The organism is Cupriavidus pauculus (assembly GCF_002858765.1).
In the GTDB taxonomy this organism is placed as follows: Bacteria; Pseudomonadota; Gammaproteobacteria; order Burkholderiales; family Burkholderiaceae; genus Cupriavidus; species Cupriavidus pauculus_B.
Genome location: NZ_PJRP01000014.1, coordinates 24386 through 45623 on the forward strand (window position 1 = coordinate 24386; position 21238 = coordinate 45623).

The following is a 21238-nucleotide window of genomic DNA, read 5'->3' on the forward strand; positions in this document are numbered from 1 at the left end:
GGCTCACGAGGTTCGCTCCAATGAAGCAGGCGGTTGCGTATCGGCCTCGGCCTGACGATCATTTTGCGGCAGGTCCTCCACCAGATCCCTTACCAGACTTCTGCCTCGGGACAAGTGTCGCGCAAGCTGTTCGACAAACTGTTCAAAACGAACCTTGCCATGGGCACGTGCGGCTTCCTGGTGCGACTCGGGTATGGGGCTGCTCACTGTCAGGTAGTAGCGGACATAGAGCGCCAGCGTTTCAATCAGAATGTTCTGGTCACGCGCCAGTCTGTCAAACTGGCGCGACAGGCGATCCAGACGTCGGGCCATCGCCGCCTCACGTCGATCACCAGCGTCCGGAGACAGCCAGGAGGCCAGCGCGGCTGCCACGATAGAGGATTTCGACACGCCCTTCCTGGTTGCCAGCTCGTCAAGCCGGCTTGCGTGGTTGGGCGCGATGAAGACGTTCAGGCGATACTGGCTCATCGGTGCACAGGCTCATTGGTGTGCTGCACGACAGGCAGCAGATAATCGTCGTCCAGCAAGGCGAGATCGTTCGGGCGGCCGCCCGGCGATACGCTGTATGCCGACGCGTCGGCGCCCTCCGCAATCCGACCCCAGCCCTCTTCGTCATCCGCGTCGACAGCCGCCGCTGCATCGATCTCCTGCGCGTTGTCCGACGCGACTTTGGCTTCCGGAGTCGCAAGTTGGCGCCATTCATTGGATCGGGCGGCGGGCAGGTCTGCGTAGCCGCCAGTGATCAGCACTGGCGGCGGCAAAACACGTGCCTTGAAATTTTGGTCCTCGAAGTACCGCAGCTTTTTCGCCCGAATTGGCGGGCAACTTCCCACCATCACGATCGCCTCATCGCAGGGCAATTGCATGACTTCGCCCGGTGTCAGCAAGGGTCTGGCCGTCTCCTGTCGCGACAACATCAGGTGTCCCAGCCAGGGCGCCAGCCGATGGCCGCCGTAGTTGCGCTGCACGCGCGATTCGGTGGCCGTACCAAGGGTCTCCGAAATCCGCCTGGCTGTACGCTCGTCATTGGTGGCGAACGTCACACGCACATGACAGTTGTCGAGGATCGAGTGATTCTGACCGTACGCCTTGTCGACCTGGTTAAGCGACTGGGCGATCAGAAAGCTGCGAATGCCATAACCTGCCATGAACGCCAGTGCGGTTTCGAAGAAGTCAAGGCGTCCGAGGGCAGCAAATTCATCGAGCATGAGCAACAGCTTGTGACGACGAACGATGCCCCCACTCCCGTCGAGCGACTCGGTCAAGCGTCGACCGATCTGGTTCAGAATCAGCCGCACCAGAGGCTTCGTGCGACTAATGTCGGAGGGCGGAATTACCAGGTACAGAGAGACCGGATGCGTCCCCGCCATCAGATCCGCAATGCGCCAGTCACAGCGTGATGTCACTTCGGCCACCGTCGGATCCCGAAACAGCCCGAGAAAACTCATGGCAGTGGACAGCACACCGGAACGTTCGTTGGCCGACTTGTTCAGGACTTCTCGCGCGGCCGACGCAACGACAGGATGAGTCGTGTCCCCCAGATGCCGCGTTGTCATCATCCGGTGCAGGGTCAATTCGAACGTCGAGGCCGGATCGGAAAGAAAATTGGCCACACCACGCAATGTCTTGTCCCGCCCTGCATAGAGCAGGTGCAGGATGGCGCCGACCAATAACGCATGGCTCGTCTTTTCCCAGTGATTGCGCCGTTCCAGCGCCCCTTCCGGATCGACCAGAATGTCTGCGATGTTCTGCACGTCGCGCACTTCATTCTCACCGCGCCTGACTTCAAGCAGCGGGTTGTAGGCGGCCGAACGCGCGTCAGTCGGATTGAAAAGCAGGCAATGTGAGAAGCGCGAACGCCAGCCCGCCGTGACCGTCCAGTTTTCGCCTTTGATGTCATGAACAACCACGGAGCCAGGCCAACTCAAGAGCGTGGGAACCACGAGCCCCACCCCTTTACCTGAACGTGTGGGCGCAAAAGCCAGAACGTGTTCCGGGCCCTCATGACGAAGATACTGATCGTCGTGCAAACCCAGAAACACACCAACAGGCTCTGTCACGCTAGACTTGCGCACATCCTGCGTATTGGCCCAGCGTGCCGATCCGTAAGTCGTTACAGGCCCGTGCTGCCGGGAGCGCCACACCGACATGCCGATGGCTGCGCCCGCCGCCAGAAGTCCGCTAGCGCTCGCCAAGGCGCCGCCGGTGTTGAAGATCCCCGACGCATAGGCATCGTAGACGAACCACCACTCAAACAGACGCCACGGTGCATAGATTGGGCGCCCAAGTACGTCTAACCATGGCGCGCCAAGGGTAGCCTGGTACCCCAATGCAGACGCTGTCCACTGCGTAGCGCCCCACACACCCACGACAACAATGCCTAGTACCACGGCGACCTGGCCGAGATATACGCCCTGACCTTGCAACCTCAGATTCGCTCGATCTTGCATGACCACCACTCCCGCAGCGCACGACTAGGTGCCTGAGCAGGAAGATTGGTGTGCCGCGCACGGCCCGTCAAAGACTGTTGTGAAAACAATGGTGTCGCAGAAGACAAGAATTCGCGCTACGCCCAAGAAGAACGCGTCGCCGCAAAGCCTCGACAATGACAGCTTGCGTTCGGTGCACACGAACTGCGCGATGACAAGCGGAGTCTTTCGTCACCTCTCGCGCAGTGTCTGGCTTTCCTGAGCCTCAATTTTTTCCAAACGTTTCCGTCTGCGCGCCTCAGCGACACGTCGGCAAAGGACGCGGCTCATGTCTGCACGTTTCTTCCTGCACAGCGATTGCAGCTCGGTGCGCCGCTGTGGATTGGCCATGATCGATTCCACAGTGTCGTCCGGTGGCTGTCGATGACATCCCGACAGCAGCGCGGCGACCATGGCGATCCTGGCAAACAGCACTATGCTCAGCGCCTCATCCTTTTGGAATCGAATGAAAAGCATTTACTGCTCCGGTGACTAGAAAAGAGGGACGCAGATAGCGGTGGCGATTCAGATCAATGGGGCACCGTGGCGACCCGTTTCATTCGACCCTGCACTTGCCGGGGAAGCTACGGTCCGACGGCGTCCGACCTTGCTCCAGCCTAGGTTTGCGTCCGCCTGGGGAGGACAGCAGGACCGACGGCACCGGCCCGGGTAACGAGCCGAGATATTGACTGGCGGGGCTCGCCGGCCAGATGTAGCAAATAGGTGGTCACTGGAGGCGCCGCCCCCGCCACGGGCCGAAGCTCGATCCCAAAGTCCCGGGCGGCTCCCGCTTGTGACGCACCGGTTAATGCCAGTGCGGCGCCGGCGCCCACCAGTGTCAGCATCATCTCGACCGACGCCACTCGCTCCTGGATCAGCGGTTCCTTGTTCAAAAGACGCAGTACACCGTCGACACTGCGCGCAAGACCTTCGCATGCCTCGGGGTCCCAGAGCACAAGGGGATGGGTGAGCAACTCTTCGAGCGGGATCCTGCGATAGCACAGCAACGGATGATGCGCGGGCAACGCCACGACAAGCGGCTCGCGCCAGATCGGGTGCGAGACGATGTCGTCACCGACGTCGTCAGTCAGAGCGAAGCCGACGTCGTACCGCCGGTCGAGTAGGCCATCGACCTGTTTGGACACCGTCGTTTCGAACAACCGGAAATCGACATCCGGATCCTCCAGTCGACTATTCGCCAGCAATGCCGGTAATCCCGGACGACCGCTGCCGTCGGACAACGCAAGACACAGTTGGTCCCGAAAGCCGTGCGTGACCGCCTGCACTGCGTCACGTGCGCGGTCCAGCTCCGCGAAAACTCGATGCGCATGACCGAGCAGCGTCTGACCCGCCCGGCTCAGGCGCGTGCGGCGTGTAGTCCGTGCGAACAGTGTGGCGCCCAGATCATCCTCTAGCTCCTTTATCGTCCGAGACAACGGCGACTGTTCGATGTGTAGTCGTTCAGCCGCGCGCGCGAAATGCAGTTCCTCAGCCACCGCCATGAAGCAACGCAAGTGCCGAAGATCCATTTTCCCGATGGCCGATCGGTCTCGCATACGCCTCTCTGTAGCCGCGTCCATTATTGTCGGCACGGGCGATACGGTTTCATCGAGTTTCATGCCGCGAAGACGACTCAAAGCAGCGAGCATGCGCCCCTTCGGACCCGATCCATAGCGAGGCCTATCAAATCGGATAGGACCGGTTTTCCTCCTCTGCACGGACAATGCAATTACGCTGGCCACCCTCGCCTCTGGGATACCTATCACGTGATGACCAGAGACGAAGCCATGCAAGTCCTTGTGCGAGGCGGGCTGCCCGCCCTGCTGCAGAAGCTTCGGGATTATGAAGCCACCGCGACGACGGGCAGACCGGATCTAAAGCGTCGGGACGATGCGAGCGGCCTCCACATACTCCTCGCATAGATGCCATGGTGACCGCAATCGCATCGTTTGTTGTCGGACGCGTTCGGCTATGACATGGCAGGCCGACGCTGGCGCCCGATGTCCCAGGATACGTCGCCCCCGTGCATCTGCGCAGCGACACGCTGTCCGAGGTGCCGTTCGATTATCGGTTTCCAGGGTACAAGGCAAAATCCGGTTCCATCGTCCAGCATTGCAAAGCGCCCACTCGCAAGCGTCACGCTTCGTCGATAGATACCTTCGGCCAGCCGGCCTTCCACCAGGGGTCGATTCACGAGCCCGGTCTGCTTTGCGATCTCCTGCGCAGCCGCCTCGAGTTCACGGCCCCTTAGCGCGACCAGCAGATTCGGCGCGAGAAAGACGCGGTCTTCCCGCCTCACCGCCAGACGCTGCTCGACCAGGAAGCCGGCGCGCTCATGCAGCGCCTGCCTGACCTCGCCGCCAAACCCGACTTCGGCCAACCCCCTGCCGTCGACCAGCAATTGCCGATCCAGCCACGTTGGAGCGACCAGGCGGATCTGGCGGTGGACAGGCAGGCTGGATTTCAAACCTATCGTCACGCCGCCAGTGCGATGCGTGGCATCGTGTTGACGACCGCGTTCGGTTAAATCAACGGGCACGCGCCAGATGCCTTCGGCGACGCGCTCTACGATGCCGGCCTGGCGCAAGACCCGGAGCCTCTGAAGGTGGCGGGTCAATATCATTTCTGGGTCATGTTCGCCCCTCCCCCCGTCCCTTTCCTCGTCCTTTCGCTCACCCTGCTCAGCGCCCCTCGGCGCGCCTTGCGCGATCGCCAGATGATGGTCAACGCGGTAGATCCCATTGACGGCCATCGCCGCAATATTGCCGTCTATGACACGCGATACGGCCGACCCGCTGACTTCGATGACAGCGCCTTTGGGATACTGTGACAGTTCCGCGCGCATCGGCAGCGCAATGTAATGCGCCTTGCCGTCGACGCCATCCACGACCAGGTACGCCTTGTCGTGCCTCTCGTCCGTAAGGCCTTTGCCGACCACCCGGCCAACTATCCCATGCCCGGCTTCATGTGGCTCGAACACCGCCAGCTCCCGTGGCCTGCCCGCCAACGCCCGTTGCGTCGTCAGGATCATGTCGGCGCGGTCACCAAGCGCTCGCAAGGTGGCTTCGGCATGGCGACTGACCTTCCACACGCCAGGCTGGCGCTCGGCCGCAAGCCCAAGGCGCACCAGGTGATGCAGTCTGTTTTTCAACGCTTTACCGCTGCCCGGATGCGTTGCGTCGAAAATGGCTTTGCGCGCTAAACCGTCGGGGGCTAGCGCACTCTGCAGCGTGCTGTCGAGGTCAGTCCAGCGGTTCTGCTCTACCTCGTGCAGGCACCCACGCCTCATCTCCAGCTCGGTGCGGGGTCCGAGCCAGTCGGTCGCAAGCTCTGATGCACGCTGCCGCATTGTCTGGGAGATGTAATCCCCCGCAATGATCAGGTCCTGACCGGTCTCATCTTTGCCGCGCAGAACAATGTGAACATGAGGGTTGGCGGTGTTCCAGTGATTCGCAGCCACCCATTCCAGACGCGTGCCCAGATCGGCCTCCACGCGCGTCATCAGGTGGCGGGTATACGTGCGCAGGTCAACAAGCTCTCCGGCAGCTTCAGGCGAGACGATGAGCCGAAATTGGTGGCGATCACCAGCGCTGCGCATCCTGAATGCATCCAGATCGGCCTCATCGGCGGCCGGCCCATAGGCCTGGCCTGCTTCCCCCTCTCGGCCAACGCCATCGCGGGCGATGTAGCGCAGATGCAGACCGATGGCCCCCGGTCCGGTCTTTGCCATATCGACGATACGCGTCTTGACGGTGACACGACGCGATGCGCCACTGCGGGCATCCTCCGCACAGCGCCCTGCCACATGCCCACGTCCGAGCCGGGCGCCGGGCCGATGATGGGTGCCTTTCCCGACGAGGTTGCCGACCTTCCCACCCGCTTTGCCAGCCTGGTGCAACACGCGTTCGACCAGGCCGCTCTCACGCTGCCGAGGCGCACCAGGGCGCAACCAAAACGGGTTGTCTTCGCTTCCGGACATGAGCAAACTCCATCGCAGACTGTCGTATCAATCAGGTCAAAAGCACGCGGCATCTCCCATCATGACGCGGCCTGGCGCCGGATCACGGCACGTGTCATGACACGGTCCGTGCTGTCGTCGGCCGGGTGTGGATGGGTTCTTGGCCAACCGCCGTGCCGCGCGCTTTTATCTTGCACGGCCTTCCCGCCCCCAAATGAGCCCGCGTGTCGCCCCCCAACTTCGCCCCCACCTTCGCCCCGACCCGACTTCTGCCGCCGGGAGAAAGCCGTCGGCCACGCCGAAACCAACGTGCGCCGGGCTCGCAGAAATGGGTACGCCCGCCAGCGTTCGGCCTGGTCAATCGATGCCGCGGATGCACCGTGCGCGTGGGCGTCGAAGCCCAACGGACGCAGGAAGCCGTGCGTAGGTAGCCGTACTTAGGAGGCCGTGCGTGGGAAATCAGCTTAGCGACCGGAACGCATCGGATGGGCAACGCCAATCAACGCAGAAATGGGTACGGGGCCGAAATACCGGCTGTCGAACGACGACGGGCTGGACACGTTCAGCAGGTATACCTCGTCAGGCCGCAGACAACGGCAATCCCGCCACGACGGCAGCGCCCGCGCATGGCGATCGGCCCCCAACAGGGAAGCGACCGGCCTGCCGTCGATAAAGACGAGAGCGGCGATGACGCACACAAAGTGGGGTCCGACAGCACCCACGCGCTTAAGGAGCGGGACGCCTGCCGGCAGGTAACCACGTCCGGCAGCCAGTGCAGCCGCATCGGCCGGTGGCCATGCCAGAACCAGGCTGCCAGGACTTGCCTTGCGGACAGCCTTTTCGCTCGAATCGACCCGATACCAGCCGGACGCCACGCTGTCGGAGGGGTTGTACACCCAGCGCGGCACGCCGAGCCTCAGCGACGCCCATGCGACTGCGCCGATCGCACAAAGAGACATACCAAGCAAGGCAAACTGTGCAAGTCTTCGGCGTCTCGCCGGCGGCTGCATTGGCGGCTTGTCATCATCGTTCAGCATTTACCTTCTCCAGCTAGCCACGCGGCATGCCTTGCAGCCGTATAGGCTGGGAGTGGCAGGCGCGCTCCTAGACGGTTGCCCAAGGTGCACCAGTAGACAGGCGACACGTCTGCAGGCCTTATGCCCTGGGCTTCGATCGCATCGATGGCCAGGAGCACGGCACGCACGCTTTTTTCGCCTTCGGCATGCAAGAGTAGCTGCGCACCGGGCCGCACACCTGACATCCGTTGCATGGCGTCGCCCTGCCGGCAGCTCTTCATCACCATCAACTGCCAGCGTGACCCGCAAAGCTGGCCGGCCTGCCAGCTGACCCGCGCGAAGATGGCGTCTTGCGCGAACATCGCCACCCGACGCCAGTCATCCAGCCGGAGGATTTGCACTGGCGCCCCAAAGCGCAGGTACAAATCCAGTCGTCCCTCGATACAGGCCAGCGAGACCCGCGTGAGCGAGCTGCCGGGCGGATCCGGCGACTCGGCAACCGACGCCGATGGCAACGCTCCCTCTCCGTTCGTCAGGCGTCGTGCATGCATCACGGTGCCTCCTGTGGTGCGTCCGGACTCCCGGGGGATGGCGTGCGTGGCCAGGCGGGGGGATTCCAGCGGGCGCCCAGGTCCCTGGGTCTGGCATAGCGGCTTTGCGCATGGCATTCGGCGTACTCCGGGTCGGACGTGGCGCCGTAGCTGCGCTGATCAGCCCATGCATCCAGATCCGCCATCGCGTACATCACGCGCCGCCCGAACTTGCGGAACCTCGGGCCGCCACCCAGTACGCGTTGCTTCTCGAGGGTACGTGGCGACAGCCGGAGGTAGTCGGCCGCCTCATCGTTCGTCAGATAGCGCGGCGGCTGCGCCTGGCGGGCGAAGCCGGTGGCGCTGCTGAGTGCATCGGGCCTCAAGGTAGCTGGTCGCATGTAAGCATCCTCCATCAGACAAGGTTGGCCGCCTGCCGTCGTGCAGCCGGATGGAGGTAGTGTCAGGAAAGGCGAGCAACGCGCACAGGGTCGTTCACGCTCCAGGCAAGAACGACCCTTGTCAGTGCGCAACATCTGCGCTAGGCGAAGCCGGGCGCATAGCAAGCAACCGATCAGGCGATCGTCGCTTACGCGCTTCGTATGCGCTTCATACGCACTTCTTGCGAACTGGATGCGGGAATGGAAAGCGGCCCCTAGGATCGGGGCCACCTGCTGGAACGGAATCGGGGAAGTTGCGGCGTTCTCGTAAGCAGCGGCGCCGCAGGCATCAGAACACTCCGGTGAAGGACTGCCAGTCGCCCCGGGGCTCGTTGGCGGGACAGACCAATCTCAGGGATGCGCCTCTGCGGGCAAGGATGTCACCAGACTATGCGGTGTCTACCTGCTTCATGCGATGGGCTCCGCGGATGTACGTTTTGTAGCGAAATGACCTTCTCGCCGAGAAAGCCTCGCAGCCACATGGCGCCCGTCAGCTCATGCCCCGCCGAGCGGCGGGGCATGCTGCTCGGTCAGGCGGCTGGCCTGGTGCGTGACCAGATCAGGCTGTACGAGCCGCTCTCATCCTCGATGAGCCGCGCGTAGATCGCCGCCGGCAGTGCAGGGTCGTCAACCGTTACCGACAGATACGGCCGTTCGGACTGGCTCACCCGCTTCCACGCGCCGCCGATATCGAGTCCGCCGTCGGCTTCGACGCGGAAGTCGGGCGCATTGTCACTCGCCTTGCCGTTAGGGATAAGTTTGACCTTGATGTCTAGCGTCAGAGTCCGGATCGAACCACTGAAGCCGTTCTTCTGTGCGGTGAAGGTGCCGATGTTAGCCATGATGTTGCTCCTTTCGGGTTACCCAAGGTCGCGCCCATCGCGTCCTTGTTGTGATCCTGCGGGCCGGGGACGGGCTGGCTGCACCGCACTGACGGCCGAACGCAGTGCAGGACCGGGAGGCGCCGAGAATTTGCTGCGCGAGGAATCGGCCGCCAGGAAGAGGGGAAATTGTTGGCGCCGGACGGTTGCAGCCTTGAAGACCGCGGCACAGCCATGCCCCGGCCAGGATGCACAACTGCCAGAGGACGCATGGGTCGACCGCCACCGAAAGGAGTGACGGCAACCGCGGGCATGCCGCACCCTAGCTCGATAGGCCGAGAAAATGAAGTGGCTTTGCCGGGCAGCCAGACTTCGCAGAGGGTGGCTTTTTATCGCTTAGGACCGGCGCCATGGCGTCCATGCACGGCGGCGAAGGGACCGCGATGACGCCAGCCCTCAGCAAGTTCACGAGTCGTCATCGTCGCGCACCCGCGGCAAGTGGACAACTCAGCGCAGCCAATTGGAGCGTAGGGCATTCTGGCTACGTTGAACGCAGTCCGGCAGCTCCCGTGAGCAAAGAAAAATGCTGAAGATTGGCTAAACGTAGCCACAGGCATCATGCCCCGCCGGGGAGGTGAAGTGAGACCCCTAGCAATATTGACGGCTTACATTGCCGCGATACGACGCGTAGGACAGCAAAACAAGTGTGCTGTTGAAATGCGGTGAACCTGTCATCAAGGACAACTTCTGCAGGCCCTTAGTGACTGTGCCTGGGACGCAAACTAGCGCGCACCTAAACCTGGAACCGGAGGCCGGGCGCACGTAAAGCCGGATCTCCTTCACTGAAACCCTGCCCGGCGTCTTCGATCGGTGCTGGCCCACAGTATCGTGGCCGTGCTCCCGCATCCGCGGCCCGATCCCGCGTCATCACATGCAGGACCGATGTGGACGCTGCCGTCCACAGAAGTGTTCCACAGCCCATCTCCCGCGGACAAGGGTCGCAACGTCCATCGCAAGAACGACCCTCCTCAGACCGCGGCTTCGAAGGCGACACTCGTCCCGTGGAGGTAACGCGCTAAGCAACGTCTCCACTCCGGGGCACCACCGGTGTGCCATCCCGAGTGATTCCTTGCCTGATTCCGTAATGCGAACATTCAACAATTCTCCGGTACCCGAGGACGGCTCGGCCGCGGACGGCCGTTGGCTCCGCGAGCGTGCCGAAGCAGTCCTGTGGGTGAAGTCCACGATGGTCAGGCATGGCATCACGCTTGAAGCGCTGCAATCCGCTGGCTGCCTCATAGAACAGGGACCTTCCTGTGCGTCCGGGCGACAGCCGGCGACTCCCCGGTACCGGGACGCAGCAGGCCATACGTGGAATGGCAGAGGCGAACTCCCCGAGTGGCTCCGCCGCGCCATCAATGCGGGGCAGTCCAGGGACCATTTCAGGGCGGATTGAGGCCATACGGCACCGCTGCAGCCCATCAGGCTGCCTGTGCGAAGCGGTGGCGGGATACTCGCCCTACGGTGTCAGGACGCGTGCTCCCCCTGCGGGACCGGGCTCACCTGTGCCCCGCCCCCCAACGCCTTGTATAGCGTCACGAGACCATTCAGCTGGCCGAGCTGATTCTTTGCGAGTACACCGCGAAGCCCGCGCACTTTCTCTTGCTCTTCCAGCCAAGGCCGCACATCGGACAGCCCCGCCTCGAACCGCGCGCGCGCCAGTGCTTCCGCGCGCAGCGCCCGGTCAAGCGACCCTGCGTGCAGCGCGTCGAGCTCTAGCAGCTTCCAACGTTCCGACAACGCCGAGTTCACCTCGGCCAGCGCTGTGTACCATTTCTCCCGGAACTGTGCGACGCGAATCTCGTATTCATCGCGGGACGCACCGACCTCCGTCTGCTGCTTTCCCCAATCGAGCAACGGCATCACAATGCCAAGTCCGATCCCGGGGATCGGGTTGGACAACAGACCGATCAGAGTCGAACTCGCGCGTCCCGCATTGGCTGTCAGCGAAATACTGGGATAAAGCTGGGCACGGGCCTTGTCGACTCCCGCCAGCGACTCCCGCAATGCCGCTTCGGCCTCGCGCAGATCGGGCCTGCGCCCGAGCAAGTCGGCCGGCAGCACATCCGGCACGGCAGGCAACGCCCCATCCGGCAGATGCCGCGGTTCCTGTGGCCATGCCTTGGGCGGGCGGTCGAGCAGAATCGCCAGGTCATTGCGATGTTGGGTGCGTTCTGCCAGCAACTCCAGTCGGCGCACCTCTACTGCAGCCACGTTCTGCTCGGCGCCCAGGACATCGAGACCATGCGCGGCGCCGGCCTCATGCTGGCCCTGCACGATGGCGAGCGTGCGTCGCGCATGCGCCAGATCCGCTTCGTTGCGCACCAGTTCCTGATTCAGATAGCCAATCTGCCAGTAATGCTTCGCCGTATCGCCCACCAGCGTCATCCTGATCCCGTCACGCGCCGCCTCGGTGCCGAGCGCATGCCAGCGCGCGGCGCCGCGCTCGGCCGCCAGCTTGCCCCATATGTCCAGCTCGTAGCTCAATGCGAGCGAATAGCTGGCCTCATAGACGGGCATCCGTGCGACGCGTCTCGCCCCGGCGTTGATATCGGTGGAAACGGTTGGGAATGCGTTACTGGCTGTGCCCGCCGCCTGAAGCCGGGCCTGATGGATGCGGATGGCAGACCGGGCGAGCTGGCTGTTCACTGCCAGCACCTCACCCACCAGACGCGTCAGATCCGCATCGCCGAAGACGCGCCACCATTCGCCGGCCTCCTCCTCACATCCTGTGGACGGCTGCTGTGCGTCGGAAAGCGGACTATTGGCCACGGACGGCTCAGTCGCTTGCCCCTCAGTCGTTTGCCCCTCAGACGCGTGCCCTTCCCCCTGCCCTTCTCCCTGTCCGTAAGCCTGCCATTGCGTCGGGACCCCGACGGCCGGCCGCAGATAGGGTGTTGCTGGCAGGCAGCCGGCCAGCAACACGCTAAGACCGGCAGTCAGATCCGTTAACAGGCGCACGGCGACGACGGAAACACCCGCATCGCGCCGTCCGGCAAGGCGCCTGGAATAGGCCGCTTTCATGGCATCACCTCACTCGCGCGCAAGCGCCTCCACAGGGTTGAGCCGGGCGGCATTGCGGGCGGGCAGGAACCCGAACGCGATGCCGACCACCATCGCGCACAGTGTTGCGACGACAACAGGCCCGAAGATAAAGACCATCTTTGTCTGCCCATCCAGCCACGGCAGGATCCAGCCCGTCAGGAACGCGAGCCCAATGCCGAGCACTGCGCCCATCAGGCACACCATCACCGCCTCGCAGAGGAACTGCATGCGTATGTCCCGTTGTCGCGCGCCGACTGCCATCCTGATGCCGATCTCCGGGGTACGCTCCGCCACGGAAACGAGCATGATGTTCATCACGCCGATGCCGCCCACAATCAGCGCAATCGCCGACACTGTCAGCAACATGCGCGTGATCCGCGCATCCATCGCTTGACTGGTTCTCGCCATTTCATCGATGTTGATCGTGAAGAAATCCTTCGAGCGATGCCGCTGCGTGAGGCGTTTCTCCACGCCCTGCTCGACCTGCGCGGCGGGAAAACGGTCGTTGCCCCGTACAGCAATTTCTTCCACATGCGACCGGCCCACGAGCCGGTCAGCGAAGGTGGTATGCGGCAACCACACATTCAGTTGCCTTCGGCTGATGTTCATGCCCGGGTTCACCGCCGCCACGCCAACCACGACGCACGGCACGTTGTCGACCAGGATGATCCGCCCGACCGCCGATGATTCCGTCGCAAACAGCTTTCTGCGCGTCATCTCGTCGATGACCGCAACCGGCGCACGACGTTGCTCCGCGGCAGCACCGAACCACGTGCCTTCAGTGAGTTGCACGCGGTACATTGCGGCGTAACCGGCGTTCACGCCCTGCGCCTGCCCCGCAGCATCGACCGCGCGGTGACGCATGCTGACGCTGGCAGACGTCACCGGCGTTGCGTGATCGACGAAGGGTTCCTGCGCGAGCGCTGCGGCATCTTCCGGCAGGAGCGTCCGGATTTCCTTCCCCAGTGAGTCACCCCAATCCTTGCCCGGAAGCACGTAGATGACGTTTGTACCGATGCTGCCGAAGGCTGCCAGCGCTTCGCGCTTGCCAGCTTCGCCGATCCAGGCGATCGAAACGGCCGATGCAATGCCGATCGCAATGCCCGAGGTCGCAAGCATCGTGCGCAACCTACGCGACACGATGGATTGCCACGCCATGCGTGCCGTGTCGATCAAGCTGCCAGGGCGTCCCCGCGGGCCATCGCTGCGCACGGATCCGGCACCGGGTCGGGGCGGCGACACACTGTGTGAGGAAGGGCACCCCGCGTGCGCACCCGATACTCCGGCCTGACCAGCAGCCGGCCGCCTGGTGTCGGCCACAATCTTGCCGTCCCGCAGCTCGATCACGCGTCCCGCGTGCGCCGCCACCGCAGCGTCGTGCGTAATGACGATGACGGTGCGACCCTCTGCATTGAGGTCCCGCAGAATGCCCATGACCTGCTGGCCACTTGCGCAGTCCAGTGCGCCCGTGGGCTCGTCCGCCAGGATAATGTCCGCGCCATTCATCAGGGCGCGCGCAATGCCCACGCGCTGCTGCTGGCCTCCTGACAACTGATTCGGTCTGTGTCTGGCCCGGTCGGCCAGTCCCAGCCGGCCGAGCAACGCGAGCGCCCGCGCGCCCCGCGCACCAGTGTCTGCCCCGGCATACGTCGCCGGCATCCCGACGTTGTCGCAGGCATCGAGGTATGTCAGGAGCTGATAGCGCTGAAAGATGAACCCGAAGCGGCGCCGACGGAGATAAGCCAGTTCATCGTCGTGCAGCCCGCGCATGGCGCGCCCGTCGACGCGGTACTCGCCCGAACTCGGGTGGTCCAGACATCCGAGGATATGCATCAGCGTCGACTTGCCGGAGCCCGATGGCCCGACAATGGCAACGAACTCCCCCGCGTCGACCGTCAGGCTGATGCTCTCGAGGACCACGATATCCCGATCCGCGCCCGAGAATCGTCGTGTCACATTCGTCAACTGCAGCAGAGGCACATGCATGTTCAGCTCGCGATGGTTGTGGTTGGCGCGATCAACCCTGTCACCACACGCTCGCCTTCTGCCAGGCCATCGCACACTTCCACATTCACGCGGTTGTTCAGGCCAGTACGGACTTCCCGCTCGGCGACGCGGTCGTCGCGCCCCAGCACGCGCACCTGATGACGGCCGCGCGCGATCCGCTTACCCAGCGCCGCCACCGGTATGCTCAAGACCTGACGAGCCGTCGCGATGAGGATGCTCACCTGTGCGGTCATCGCAATCTGCAGCCGCCGGTCGACGTTCGGCACGTCAAACAGCACGTTGTAGAAGACGGCGGTGCCGGGCTTACTGCCCTGGCTGCCCATCGTGCCCCCGGCCGGTCCCGGCGCCTCGAGGAAACCTTGCGGCACGGGTTCGATGGCCCGGATCTTCCCGTAGTGGCGTGTGTCGGGATCGCCCAGAATCGTGAAGTACGCAGTCTGCCCCGGGCGCACACGGCCCACGTCGGCCTCAGACACCTGCGCCCTCACCGTCATCTCGTCCATGTCGGCCAGCCTCAGGATCTCCGGCGCCTGCTGGCTGGCAATGACGGTCTGCCCCTCAGGCGTGACAATGGCGACCACTTCGCCGTCCGTTGGCGCGACGATCTGCGTGTACCCCAGCCTGGCTCGCGCAATCTCCACCTCGGCGGCCGCCCCTTCGATCTTCGCCTCGAGCGAGACGAGCCTTGCCCGCTCGCCGTCGACGAGCGCTCTGGCCGCCTCGAAGTCCTGACGCGAGGCGGCATCGATGGCCAGCAGTGCCTCGCGCCGGCGCAGCGCCAGCTCGTCCTTCGCAAGATTGGCGACAATTCCTTTCCTTTGCGCAACCAAATCCTTCTCGTTGGCGATTTTCTGGCCCAGCTCATTGCGCGAAGCCACCGCGTCGATTTCCGCGAGCAACTGCCCCTTACGCACCTTGTCGCCCAGCCTGACCTTCAATGCCTTGACCTGACCATCCACCCGGGCACCCACCTTGACCTGTTGCACCGGCTGCAGGGCGCCCACGGCCAGTACCGCCAGCTCGAGGTCCCTGCGCTCGACGCGGGCCGTGGTGTAGGGCAAAGGCTTCGGCGAAAGAAAGAGGGACAGCACGACCGCCAGCAGCAGGACGCAGACCGCGAGGCCCATGACCAGATGTCGGCGGCGAAACGAGAGGATTTTCATAAGACCGGTGCATGGTTTGACGCGTGGACGCACGCAAAAAGAACGCCGCGACGCCGACAACAAAACCCGCGTCCCGCTGCCCTCACCGGTCGCATATCACCCGGCACACGCGCTGCCGGAACGCCCAGCATGCGATTAGAGCGCCTGTGCGGACACTCCGGCAACCGTCAAAACTGACAGGTGACCGCAACCGACGCGCCGCCCCGGCAACGCAAACGCGCTCCCTGCGAGAGGCAATATGCCGGGAGCGGATGGCCATATCAGGTCTGCATCGTGCAGGTTCCAACCAGGGCGAAAAGGCATCCGATGGCTGCACACTGCCCACTCCACATTGCGATCACCGCCGCATGCTCCCGCAGGCTTATGAACAACCCGCTGACAATGACGCTTCCGGCAGGGTGGCAGAGGGAACGACATCACGGGGTCTACGGCCGCCAAGCGCGGCTCCACGATCGTCGAAGCGCGGCACAAAGAAACGCGCCGTCCCATCACCGGGCACGCAGACTGGCATGCCCAGCGTCTGAAGGCATTCAGTCTTGTGCGACGGGATTGGCCGGCGTCAAATCAGCCAGCTGCCCTGGGCGCTCTTATGGGGTATTCGCGCGCAGACCGATGCGCAGAGAGGCATGGGCAAAGGCACGCTCATCGTCTTCGTCACGCACGAGGTCGGTTGTTTCGCCCGGCAAGAACTCATTCCCTGCTGATTCGACGCGACATTGGAACATTGCAGTGCGCAAGGTCCCCGTCTATTTGGATAGTTGCAAGGAATGCGATCACGTCATTCAATTGCACCGTACTCGACCCAGTGGATGGAGCTTACTATCCACCGCAGCGATGGCGATCCCAAATTCAAAGGTTTGGCGGCGACATTCGTCGTAATCCACAGACGTTTGCCTGCCGGTGACGCTTGCCCTTAGTCCCGGCGATCTTTCCCAAGGGACGATAGGGTTTGCATTCGTCACATTTTTATGTTAATCATGAGGCACATATAGACGCTTCTGCATCCGGATTTGCTAAACAATCCGTTGATATCTGCGCTAACCGCCTTCATAATGAACCCGTAGCGGCGTTGCGGTTTAAACGACCCGCTCGGCCCGGAGCCTCCTGCGACAAAACGCGTCGTGATCGTAAGCGTACTTTGAGTACGTCAGGACCGGGTACCGCATTCTTCCAATAGCCTCCCCACGGGAGGCTATTTTCATATGGCCATTACCATTTACTTAGACGAAAGCGGATGTCTAGGGTGGCAACTTGACGCCCCCTACCAGCGTGGCGGCTCGAGCCGACATTTTACGCTCGCTGCCGCGGTCATTCCTGAGGGCAACGAGGCAGTGCTGAATCGCCCGATCCGCGGACTCTACACGCGACGCAAGCGGCCGCTTCAAAAAGAGCTCAAGTCGGTCGAGATGTCAGCCGGGGAGCGCATAGGTTTCGCCGAGAACCTTCCGCGGATTCTTCGCGCCCGTCCCGACGTCCAGTTCATGGCTATCACAGTGTGCAAGGCGAACGTCGGCCAAGCTTTCCGAGCCCATCCGAATGGTTTGTATAATTACATGGCCAAACTGTTGCTGCTCGAATTAATGGCCCAACACGATGCCGTTTGCTTCATCCCGGACGCACGCTCACTTAAGACCGAACTCAAACACTCACTGCACGACTATCTACGTACCGAGTTGGCTGTCCACGGTGCGATGACCACGCTGCAGACGACACCGTGGGAAAGCAAGGATTGTCTTGCTCTCCAATTTACGGATGTTCTGGCCGGAATTGTCTGGGCCCATCATGAGTTCGGCAACAGTGTTGCATATCGGTCGGCCGGGTTAGCAATCCGGCAGAAGACGCTCTTCTTTCCGCGTTGAACCGGCGCAACCCTATCGGACGACTGGCGGAGGCGGTGAAAGGAGCACGCGCGTCAGCTATTGCAACATGTCCTCAGCGGCCACTCCCGAATCGCCATGCGCTGGCCGCGTAAGGTCCGGCGCGATTGCAGATTCCGGGCGGGCATTTGGCGACCTCGGTCAGAAACACACATTGTCCACGCCGCTTCCGCGCTCTTCACATCTATCCCATCTTGGAGAGAGTGCTTATCGGAGTTCGGCAGCTTCCAGTCGATCTAACACATTACGATCTCGCTGATGGCACCCGTTGGACCGTTCTGAGGACGTGCTGGATACCCGAAGATCTTATGTATTGCCTTGCGACGGTTGCGCAACGGCATCGCGCCATTCGATGTATGCCAAGGCAATTCTGCGCGACCCCGACAGCAGAAATGCCGCCATCGCGGCCATTAAGCCGAGCCATTGAAAGTGCTTTATCCAGAAGGGTTCCGGGGGAAGCACAGCGTTAAGCGCGTCCAGGGCGGCGCCGATTTCTGAGCGGGTCGCGCGTACCACAGCGAGATCTTCACTACTCATATCGAGTGAAAGCGCATACTTTCTTAGTTCCCGCAGCATTCGCCTTGCGTTCTCCGGGTTTGGCTGATAGCGCTGGGTGGAAAGCTCGGATAGTAGCGTCCGAATTTCCTGACACGTGGCAGCGTCAATGTGCACTGTGCAATCTGCACGGTTGCGGATCGTTTGCAGATGCGGACGCATGGTGTCCGCTACCTCCGCTCCCCAACTCCATTCCACGTCGATCGCCGTCAGGACCAGAGAGGATGCAAGTATCAGCCATCCCACAACGGTGCTTGCCTCTGCCACCAGCTTTGCCCGTTTCTTGACCCGATAACTTGCCTTGCCTTGCCGAGTTGCTTGATATTGCGAACCACCTCGACAGGGAATGCGATAACGAGGACCGCTGCAGCACCGTAGCCTAGTACCATGAAACCGCTCTGCAAGAAGAGCTGATACAGAATCCAACAAACAAGTGCAAAGAACAGCGCAACGCCTGAAAATCTGCAAAGCCGGCTTGGTGTAATGGGCAGAGCCATGCTTGACTATGGTTTAGGGGGAGCCTGGGAAGGCGAAATACTCCTGCCAGACAATTCTTTACGGCATACGCAATCGAAATCTGAAGCTTTATGCGAAAAGACTGATTGCATCCAGGAACTCACACCCCCCGTTTTGGCTGGGCACGCACGTGGGTGCGTGAGGCGCACTAGCGGTTGGCCGATGGCGGCACAGTGCCCTTTAGACTGATTACCGGTCGAACAGGGCTTCCGGAGCACTATGCAGCCGCCTTCCCGGCGCGCTCATCGTTTGCCGCCTCCGCAATGAGGGGCTTTCCATCGAACGATTCGACCACGTCATTCACGTCATACCTCAAGACCGGCCGTTGCTTGACGATCCCGGCCACGATCGGCTTGACCAGCAGGTTGGCAAACGCCTTATGCGAGCTACTCCCATACATGGCTTCCAGCGACTTCGCGGTGATGACATTGTTCAGATTGGCACTCAGGCTTTCCACCTCGCGCTCGGTCAGCATAAACAGCACCGCAAGGTATTCAACCTGCCGCTGTACGATCTCCAGCATCCGCTCGCCATCTTCCTTCATCATGCTCTTGGCGATCGCGTTGGTGACGGTGCCTGCGATCGCACCACCAATGAACCCACCCGCAAGCTTGCCGACCCAGATGCCGACGGGGCCGAACGATGCACCAATGGCGCCTCCGGCAATCGCGCCCGCCGCACCGCCCGCCGTGCTGCTGGCTGTCACGGCGAGGTTCTTGGTGAACTGCGCGCCCGACATCCGGCCGCGTACCATCTTGAGCAGATCGGGGCCCGACGAGACCGCCACGATCACCAGCGACGCGACAACCGTGCCACGAAGCGCATGGTTCAGCTGATTGCGGCTGCTTACGCCCATGCTCCTCTGCAGGGCTTCGGCCATGGGCTTGGACATCTTGCCGACTTCGATGTACTTAACAGCCGCCTGTACGGTCGCGAGACGATGCAGTTGCTGCGTTCCGACATACACGACCAGCGTCTTGCCGAAGGTCTTGCCGCCCTGAATACACGCCGCCTGCAGCGCCTGCTTTCTGTCGTTGGTATTCAGGTACGAGATCGTTGCCGTCACGGCGAAGCTGATGCCGCCTGCGCTCAGGCTGACGATGGCGCCTTCCTGCATGTCGTACCGGATGGAATCGAAGGTACCAAATCGCGTGATGTTCTTCGCCTGGTCATACGTCAGGTGGCCTTTGAGGACCAGATTTTTCGCCTGCGCGGGGTCCGTGACACCCGGGACCTTGCCGTCTTCAATCTTGCGCTCCATGGTCTTCACGGCTTGATCGTACTGATCGCGCGGGACTTCAATGGGCATCGGCTTGCCCTTGGCGTCAAAGTAGCGGTAACCACCGTCTCCCTTATTGTCGAAAGCGGCACCGACGCTGCGCGCCCCGGTCTTGCAGTACTTCGTCTGAATCTCCTGGCCGTTCACCAGGCGATCCGCGCCGTTCTTGGCGTTGTCGCCCCCGATCACCCTGGCGGATTTCCCGGTCAGGCGGTCGTGCATGTTGTTCGCATTCTCTGCAGCAAAACCGTGGCCCTGACCGCCGTCAGCAACCATCTTGTGGTTCTGTGACCACGCCCCGCCCATCTCGATGACCAGAAAACCGGTCGACGATGCGTCTGCCAGAAACGCGCTCAGCGGCTTGTCCTGAATGGTCGTGCAGACTTTCTCGGTCTCCTCACAGATCGGCGAACAGTACCACTCGTCATTCCTCACGCCCTCGCTGCTACGCACCAGTCCGCACGAATTGCAGCAGTTCAGTTCCTCTTTGCGCAGGTGCGTGACCATATAGGGACCATCATCAAAGTCGCACTCCTCGACAAAGTCGAGATACCGCTCGAAATAGTCCACTGCCTGTGCCTGGGGTACCGGCAGGTAGCCCCCGAGACGCTGTTTTGCGCTCTCGCTGTCGTGACGCAGCTCCTGCTCCAGTGCTCCCCGGTATTGCGCAAGCGAAGTGTCATGGCACGCCTTGTCAAACAACCAGATATCACCACACAGCTCGAACAGTTCGACCTGACCGGCATTTTTGGCGGCGTTGGCCACGCCGAGCACGATGGCCTCCACATCGCCGGCGTCAACTTGGGAAGATTCCTTGTGAAGCGCTCGGATGGTGGCGGTCAGGTCGAGCGCCTTCCTGTTGGCCGCAACCGCCGTCTTGATGCCACGGATGACGTCGACGTAACCCTTTTCGAACACCATCGCCAATCCCATCGCCAGACACCCGGCGATGCAATAGGCAAGGTCAAACCACCAGACGGTAGCCGATCGCGAGAAAATCAGGGTCACCAGCGCCGGAAAGGCGGCCTGCACGACGACCGGGAACAGCCAGATGGCAATGGCGCTGAACAACAACTGGTAAGTGTGGTCGGTCTTCTCCGCGGGCAGGCTGATCTCGAGTCCCTCGCGTTCAGCGCCAAGCCGGCGTTCGTGCAAAACCATGACGAAGACAGGGAGAAGGGCCGGGATCAGAAACTTGACGCTGTCGATACCCAGTCCCGCCACCCAGCCGTAGCCACTGATGGCGACCCCTGCCGCGACCAGGCCTGCGGCGCCAGCCAGAATCCGGCCAGCCAGCGCCCCGCAGTTGGCCCGACGGGCACAGAGCTCAATGCCCATGCCGATGGCGACCGGCACGCCGACAACCACGGCAAGCGCGATGCCGGCCAGCCCCGCGGCAATTTTGAGCGCCAGCGGCACGATCTTGCCCAGCAGCGCCAGGGCGGCACACAGGAGGAAGAAACCAATGATGAGTTGTAGCATGGTACGTTCCGAAAGAGCCCC

15 protein-coding genes and 1 pseudogene are annotated in these 21238 nt (G+C 62.3%); 2 read left to right on the forward strand and 14 right to left on the reverse strand.

Annotated features, from left to right (window positions below):
* Positions 1 to 3: 3 nt before the first annotated feature.
* From CYJ10_RS24115 to CYJ10_RS24155, 9 genes and pseudogenes are all read right to left on the reverse strand, one after another.
* The gene (locus tag CYJ10_RS24115; RefSeq protein WP_219621510.1) at positions 4 to 468 is read right to left on the reverse strand and encodes a CopG family transcriptional regulator; all 465 of its coding nucleotides are present in this window, start codon (positions 466 to 468) and stop codon (positions 4 to 6) included.
* The gene (locus tag CYJ10_RS24120; RefSeq protein WP_101684093.1) at positions 465 to 2426 is read right to left on the reverse strand and encodes a conjugal transfer protein TraG; all 1962 of its coding nucleotides are present in this window, start codon (positions 2424 to 2426) and stop codon (positions 465 to 467) included. Before CYJ10_RS24120 ends, CYJ10_RS24115 begins: the two co-directional genes overlap by 4 nt.
* A gap of 234 nt (positions 2427 to 2660) precedes the next feature.
* Positions 2661 to 2945, reverse strand: a complete 285-nt coding sequence (locus CYJ10_RS24125; protein WP_180863043.1) for an EexN family lipoprotein — start codon at positions 2943 to 2945, stop codon at positions 2661 to 2663.
* A 140-nt stretch (positions 2946 to 3085) separates the two neighbouring features.
* On the reverse strand, positions 3086 to 4087 hold the full coding sequence (locus tag CYJ10_RS24130; RefSeq protein ID WP_257993498.1) for a LysR family transcriptional regulator: 1002 nt from the start codon (positions 4085 to 4087) through the stop codon (positions 3086 to 3088).
* 350 nt (positions 4088 to 4437) lie between these two features.
* Positions 4438 to 6447, reverse strand: a complete 2010-nt coding sequence (locus tag CYJ10_RS24135) for a DUF3363 domain-containing protein (protein ID WP_101683985.1) — start codon at positions 6445 to 6447, stop codon at positions 4438 to 4440.
* Positions 6448 to 6890: 443 nt separating this feature from the next.
* The gene (locus CYJ10_RS24140) at positions 6891 to 7463 is read right to left on the reverse strand and encodes a S26 family signal peptidase (protein ID WP_257993499.1); all 573 of its coding nucleotides are present in this window, start codon (positions 7461 to 7463) and stop codon (positions 6891 to 6893) included.
* Positions 7457 to 7993, reverse strand: coding sequence for a DUF2840 domain-containing protein (locus tag CYJ10_RS24145; RefSeq protein WP_101683986.1), 537 nt, complete (start codon positions 7991 to 7993; stop codon positions 7457 to 7459). Before CYJ10_RS24145 ends, CYJ10_RS24140 begins: the two co-directional genes overlap by 7 nt.
* Before the next feature lie 89 nt (positions 7994 to 8082).
* Positions 8083 to 8373 (reverse strand): annotated as a pseudogene (locus CYJ10_RS24150) (helix-turn-helix transcriptional regulator); the annotation flags it as partial.
* A gap of 569 nt (positions 8374 to 8942) precedes the next feature.
* A complete protein-coding gene (locus CYJ10_RS24155; protein ID WP_101683987.1) occupies positions 8943 to 9254 on the reverse strand; it encodes a DUF736 domain-containing protein in 312 nt (103 codons plus the stop codon).
* Positions 9255 to 10479: 1225 nt separating this feature from the next.
* On the opposite strand from CYJ10_RS24155, the gene CYJ10_RS24160 reads away from it, so the two are divergent.
* Positions 10480 to 10689, forward strand: coding sequence for an H-NS family nucleoid-associated regulatory protein (locus tag CYJ10_RS24160; protein ID WP_374703302.1), 210 nt, complete (start codon positions 10480 to 10482; stop codon positions 10687 to 10689).
* A 71-nt stretch (positions 10690 to 10760) separates the two neighbouring features.
* On the opposite strand, the gene CYJ10_RS24165 is transcribed toward CYJ10_RS24160, so the two are convergent.
* From CYJ10_RS24165 to CYJ10_RS24175, 3 genes are read right to left on the reverse strand one after another with little or no spacing between them, the layout of a single operon-like run.
* Positions 10761 to 12317, reverse strand: coding sequence for an efflux transporter outer membrane subunit (locus CYJ10_RS24165; RefSeq protein ID WP_101683989.1), 1557 nt, complete (start codon positions 12315 to 12317; stop codon positions 10761 to 10763).
* A 9-nt stretch (positions 12318 to 12326) separates the two neighbouring features.
* Positions 12327 to 14324, reverse strand: coding sequence for an ABC transporter permease (locus tag CYJ10_RS24170; protein WP_101683990.1), 1998 nt, complete (start codon positions 14322 to 14324; stop codon positions 12327 to 12329).
* A 2-nt stretch (positions 14325 to 14326) separates the two neighbouring features.
* Complete coding sequence (locus tag CYJ10_RS24175) at positions 14327 to 15502, reverse strand: efflux RND transporter periplasmic adaptor subunit (protein WP_374703303.1); 1176 nt, start codon at positions 15500 to 15502, stop codon at positions 14327 to 14329.
* Positions 15503 to 16710: 1208 nt separating this feature from the next.
* Between CYJ10_RS24175 and CYJ10_RS24180 the strand changes: the two genes are divergently transcribed.
* The gene (locus CYJ10_RS24180; protein ID WP_101683992.1) at positions 16711 to 17367 is read left to right on the forward strand and encodes a DUF3800 domain-containing protein; all 657 of its coding nucleotides are present in this window, start codon (positions 16711 to 16713) and stop codon (positions 17365 to 17367) included.
* A 324-nt stretch (positions 17368 to 17691) separates the two neighbouring features.
* Here the strand turns inward: CYJ10_RS24180 and CYJ10_RS24185 are convergent, their stop codons facing one another.
* Entirely contained in the window at positions 17692 to 18207 is a 516-nt protein-coding gene (locus CYJ10_RS24185; protein WP_180863044.1) for a hypothetical protein, read from the reverse strand.
* 466 nt (positions 18208 to 18673) lie between these two features.
* The gene (locus tag CYJ10_RS24190; RefSeq protein ID WP_101683994.1) at positions 18674 to 21217 is read right to left on the reverse strand and encodes a hypothetical protein; all 2544 of its coding nucleotides are present in this window, start codon (positions 21215 to 21217) and stop codon (positions 18674 to 18676) included.
* Between the last annotated feature and the right edge of the window lie 21 nt (positions 21218 to 21238).

Excerpts from the sequence above, each read along its gene's own strand:
- CYJ10_RS24115 (WP_219621510.1), bottom strand. The coding sequence starts at position 468 with ATGAGCCAGTATCGCCTGAACGTCTTCATCGCGCCCAACCACGCAAGC.
- CYJ10_RS24125 (WP_180863043.1), bottom strand. The coding sequence starts at position 2,945 with ATGCTTTTCATTCGATTCCAAAAGGATGAGGCGCTGAGCATAGTGCTG.
- CYJ10_RS24130 (WP_257993498.1), bottom strand. The coding sequence starts at position 4,087 with ATGAAACTCGATGAAACCGTATCGCCCGTGCCGACAATAATGGACGCG.
- CYJ10_RS24135 (WP_101683985.1), bottom strand. The coding sequence starts at position 6,447 with ATGTCCGGAAGCGAAGACAACCCGTTTTGGTTGCGCCCTGGTGCGCCT.
- CYJ10_RS24140 (WP_257993499.1), bottom strand. The coding sequence starts at position 7,463 with ATGCTGAACGATGATGACAAGCCGCCAATGCAGCCGCCGGCGAGACGC.
- CYJ10_RS24145 (WP_101683986.1), bottom strand. The coding sequence starts at position 7,993 with ATGCATGCACGACGCCTGACGAACGGAGAGGGAGCGTTGCCATCGGCG.
- CYJ10_RS24155 (WP_101683987.1), bottom strand. The coding sequence starts at position 9,254 with ATGGCTAACATCGGCACCTTCACCGCACAGAAGAACGGCTTCAGTGGT.
- CYJ10_RS24160 (WP_374703302.1), top strand. The coding sequence starts at position 10,480 with ATGGTCAGGCATGGCATCACGCTTGAAGCGCTGCAATCCGCTGGCTGC.
- CYJ10_RS24165 (WP_101683989.1), bottom strand. The coding sequence starts at position 12,317 with ATGAAAGCGGCCTATTCCAGGCGCCTTGCCGGACGGCGCGATGCGGGT.
- CYJ10_RS24170 (WP_101683990.1), bottom strand. The coding sequence starts at position 14,324 with ATGCATGTGCCTCTGCTGCAGTTGACGAATGTGACACGACGATTCTCG.
- CYJ10_RS24180 (WP_101683992.1), top strand. The coding sequence starts at position 16,711 with ATGGCCATTACCATTTACTTAGACGAAAGCGGATGTCTAGGGTGGCAA.
- CYJ10_RS24190 (WP_101683994.1), bottom strand. The coding sequence starts at position 21,217 with ATGCTACAACTCATCATTGGTTTCTTCCTCCTGTGTGCCGCCCTGGCG.